The following is a 3,352-nucleotide window of genomic DNA, read 5'->3' on the forward strand; positions in this document are numbered from 1 at the left end:
AGTTTACGTTCGTCATCATCATGGGCTAGATCGTTGAATTGTTTAATAAGATTACGTAATTCGGACATTGCTCTAGATTGCGCTGTTAAAAATGTAGCTTGCCTATCCCAAGCAAATTGGAATTCATATTCTCTTTCAACAACTTCCATACCTTCTCCAAAGTTGTCGAACTTCTCTTTCTTCAATTCCTTAATCATTTCCTCTTTGGATTCAACATGCATAATCTGTTGAGCTCGAATAATAGCAGCATACTGTATCATAATCTGGTCCCATATTAAATCAGCAGCGCTTTTTTCTTCTAACATTCCCATGAGTTCTAATGTCTCTTGTGGGATGTATTTAGAAAATAATCCATGGGTGACTGCGTTGCTATTACCAGGTGGAGCGCCATGTCCTTTAGCGTTGCTATTCCCTTTAGGTGCGCCCCTCTTTTTTGTGTGCATACTTTTTTCTTTGGGTGCACCCTTATTTCTAGTCCAGCCATGACGTTGTTTCCAAGACTTCACAGTATTAATAGACACGTCATACTTCTCAGCAATTTCTTTATACTTCATGCCTTTCACATAATCTTTTTCTGCTTGGATATGTTTTTCGGTCATCTACATCATCACCCACCTCCAAGGTATATTTGTTTGTTTTGGAGCAAAGAAAAAGCACCCGTTAGGATGCTCTATATTAAAATTCATGCAATTCTCCTGCTACTACATAATATTTATACTGCTAATACTAGATAGAACTTTCGTTCTTAATTATTAAATTACTAATAAAATTAAGAGCTCTAACTAAGAGCCCTTTCATCCTTAATACGGGTTCGTATGACATTCGTATGACAAGAAATTTTATTTTTCGCTCGTAAAATGAATTTTTGTACAGAAGGCTTCTTGATTCCTAATTCATCTGCTATCTCTTGCATACTCATTCCCTGCGCCATATGAAGCAAATAACATTGTCTTTCGCGATGCGATAAATCGACTAAAACATTTAAAATTGCTCGCTTTTCATCTTCTGTCAATTCACGTTGTTCCGATTCTAAATCCATTGACGGAAATAAATCCATATCAACAATCGCTCTACGTTGATAAGCTGACCTTTTATCGATTCCTCGTCTGTTACCAGGTCTACGTCCAATTTTCATCCACTCGATTGCCTCTGTCATTTCACCGATCATGCTATTAATTTGTGTTTTATCCTGCTTGTCTAATTCGGTATCACCCAAGTTGTTTTTCATGCTGTGTAATCCTTTTCTACCTTTCTCATATTCCATGATTAGTTCATCTGCCCAATTTTCCAATTGCTTTGTATCCATTTTACCGCCCCCACAGCGTTTATTTTGGTTGCAAAAACTCATCAAAATTGTAAAAAAGTTGCAAAGACACAAAAGGACACCAACGAGCGTAATTTTACGCTTGTTAGTGTCCAGTCGGTTCTTCCGTAGTGGACTATTCGATATAATCTAGATCAGGATTTTTACTTCTTGCCTTTTCTATATCAAACCAATGTTCATCACTTTGAACATCTTGTTTCGGAGTTTCTTTAACATACCTTTTGTATGCTCTTTCAGATAGGATAACCCTTGTGCCATTTTTAAAATTAATTATCCAGCCACTTTTCACTCAAATAACCTCCTGCCCCTCAATTCTCAATCGCTCGCTACGATCTATATCTAGCACCTTGCCATTTTTCCAAATAATGAGGTCTTGTCCAAATTCTTTTGCTGTAACCTTTGTCAATTGCCCGTCTTGCACAATATAAACTGCATTTTCATCTAAATTAATTTCCAATGTTTTGCCTTGCCCCACTTCAAGACCCCCTCGTTGTTATGCTTTTTTCTTTAATGCTAAATCGAAACACTTTTTACAAAGTACGCTACGCTTGTTCCGTGCTTTACCCCCACATTCAATGCAAGTATTCACTAGACTGCCTCCTTTGCTCCATATAGTAATTTCTATTTGCTCTCTCCAGATCCTTAATCTGCTGTTTGGCTTTGGCATATGCCTTTCGGTAAATTATCAGAGTAACTCCGTAGACTAAAACCGTTAGTAATAAAATCATGATTGTTAGTTGTTGCATGTTGACCCCTCCAATAGTTCTAAATCTTCTTCTCTGACACGATACAAACCACGCATATCACACGCAACTACGTATACTGTTTCACTTTTTTCATGTGTTTGCGCTAAGTACCACCCTCTATACGGGTCCTCGATTTCTTCCAAAATTGCAGCAGTTACTATATTTCTTCTCCCGCACACGAAGCCTTGTTTTACATTATGCTTGCGTGATTTATAACGAATTAAGTTAATATATCCGTTTTCCTCCATCTGCTTTTTTTGTTCAACTGTGTAATTGTCCATGTCTACGCCGTAGCCACTTTGTTTTGATAAAGAACATGAAAACTTAACTCTTTGACCTAACTTCATCCCTAACCCTCCCAAATTCAATTCAAGCCATTCTGAGACGTTTTCACTTATAGATGAATAAATCTACTGACCTATGTACAAACGCCCCAGAATCATTTTATTTTTAACTAATTTCGCTATAAATTAGGCTATCTACTACTGAAAGATAATCTAACGGTACTCCATTTTGTGGTTTCACTAAATGTGCATACACTTCTAAATCTCGTAATGGAATACTCTTTCTTCCACCGTTTTTAGCATCTTTGATGTATTTTTGAAGCATTCCATTCGATACATAGAAAACTTGTTTAGATGTCCTCATTTCAACGATAAGGAATGAAATACCACCTTGTTCTTCCGCTTGGTTTAAGTAATTAACTTGATGATTTGATACCATATCCAGCGGTAAGCTTTTCTTTTCAGTGCTTTTCGCTTCAAAAGTAATGGCTTTACCTTTATATATCCCGTCATAATCTACAGTTGATTTTTCTTCAAAAAAACCACTTAGTACCCGTGTACCTTTTGACTTTAATACTTTTACAGGTGTTGGCCTTTTATTTATAAGAGCTCGTCCTTGATTGGAATAGAGTTGATTAGTGTAGTTCAGGACATTCTCGAAAGCCATTCCTCTTCTCCCTTGAGTAATCATGCTCTCATCTTCTCCTGATATTGCAATTCATCATCAATCGTGACTTGCATTTTTAAGAACTCAGCTTCTGCTTCGTCATGTTTTTTCTTACAGACAGGACCAAATCCCACTTCAATGCTCTTTTGCGTTTTTAACTTTCGATTACACCTCTTACAAACTCCCAAGATACTCCCTCCTATCGCTTATAAATCGCCTCGTAATACTCGTCATAAGTAGTTGTCACGTACTTATTGCGCTTGTTAAAATGCTTGTTTGGGATAGATACTTTTTCGATTCGCTTTACACACTCAAATCCTGCCTTTTCTTT

General features: G+C 36.9%; 8 protein-coding genes. All 8 read right to left on the reverse strand.

Features of this window, described 5'->3' with window-relative positions:
* Positions 1–599, reverse strand: a 599-nt coding sequence (terS, locus tag AAIB49_RS19640; protein ID WP_343459035.1) for a phage terminase small subunit, incomplete at its 3' end; no start/stop codon positions are given.
* Positions 600–778: 179 nt separating this feature from the next.
* Positions 779–1,306, reverse strand: a complete 528-nt coding sequence (locus tag AAIB49_RS19645; RefSeq protein WP_343459036.1) for a sigma-70 family RNA polymerase sigma factor — start codon at positions 1,304–1,306, stop codon at positions 779–781.
* 133 nt (positions 1,307–1,439) lie between these two features.
* Entirely contained in the window at positions 1,440–1,613 is a 174-nt protein-coding gene (locus AAIB49_RS19650; protein ID WP_343459037.1) for a hypothetical protein, read from the reverse strand.
* On the reverse strand, positions 1,614–1,799 hold the full coding sequence (locus tag AAIB49_RS19655; protein WP_343459038.1) for a DUF3954 domain-containing protein: 186 nt from the start codon (positions 1,797–1,799) through the stop codon (positions 1,614–1,616).
* Between the two features lie 97 nt (positions 1,800–1,896).
* Positions 1,897–2,070 (reverse strand): hypothetical protein, encoded by a 174-nt coding sequence (locus tag AAIB49_RS19660; RefSeq protein ID WP_343459039.1) that lies wholly within the window; start codon positions 2,068–2,070, stop codon positions 1,897–1,899.
* Positions 2,058–2,417: a hypothetical protein gene (locus AAIB49_RS19665; protein ID WP_343459040.1), complete on the reverse strand. Its 360-nt coding sequence runs from the start codon at positions 2,415–2,417 to the stop codon at positions 2,058–2,060. The genes AAIB49_RS19660 and AAIB49_RS19665 overlap by 13 nt, the downstream gene beginning before the upstream one ends.
* Before the next feature lie 103 nt (positions 2,418–2,520).
* Positions 2,521–3,045 carry a Holliday junction resolvase RecU gene (locus tag AAIB49_RS19670; RefSeq protein WP_343459041.1) on the reverse strand — a complete coding sequence of 175 codons (525 nt, stop codon included), beginning with the start codon at positions 3,043–3,045 and terminating at the stop codon, positions 2,521–2,523.
* Positions 3,042–3,209, reverse strand: a complete 168-nt coding sequence (locus AAIB49_RS19675; RefSeq protein WP_343459042.1) for a DUF6011 domain-containing protein — start codon at positions 3,207–3,209, stop codon at positions 3,042–3,044. The genes AAIB49_RS19670 and AAIB49_RS19675 overlap by 4 nt, the downstream gene beginning before the upstream one ends.
* Between the last annotated feature and the right edge of the window lie 143 nt (positions 3,210–3,352).

Origin of the sequence: Ornithinibacillus proteolyticus, assembly GCF_039581225.1 — a bacterium.
Lineage (GTDB): Bacteria > Bacillota > Bacilli > Bacillales > Amphibacillaceae > Ornithinibacillus > Ornithinibacillus massiliensis.

Bases quoted from the DNA above. Each gene is read 5' to 3' on its own strand.
- AAIB49_RS19660 (WP_343459039.1), bottom strand. From the start codon at position 2,070: ATGCAACAACTAACAATCATGATTTTATTACTAACGGTTTTAGTCTAC.
- AAIB49_RS19665 (WP_343459040.1), bottom strand. From the start codon at position 2,417: ATGAAGTTAGGTCAAAGAGTTAAGTTTTCATGTTCTTTATCAAAACAA.
- AAIB49_RS19645 (WP_343459036.1), bottom strand. From the start codon at position 1,306: ATGGATACAAAGCAATTGGAAAATTGGGCAGATGAACTAATCATGGAA.
- AAIB49_RS19670 (WP_343459041.1), bottom strand. From the start codon at position 3,045: ATGATTACTCAAGGGAGAAGAGGAATGGCTTTCGAGAATGTCCTGAAC.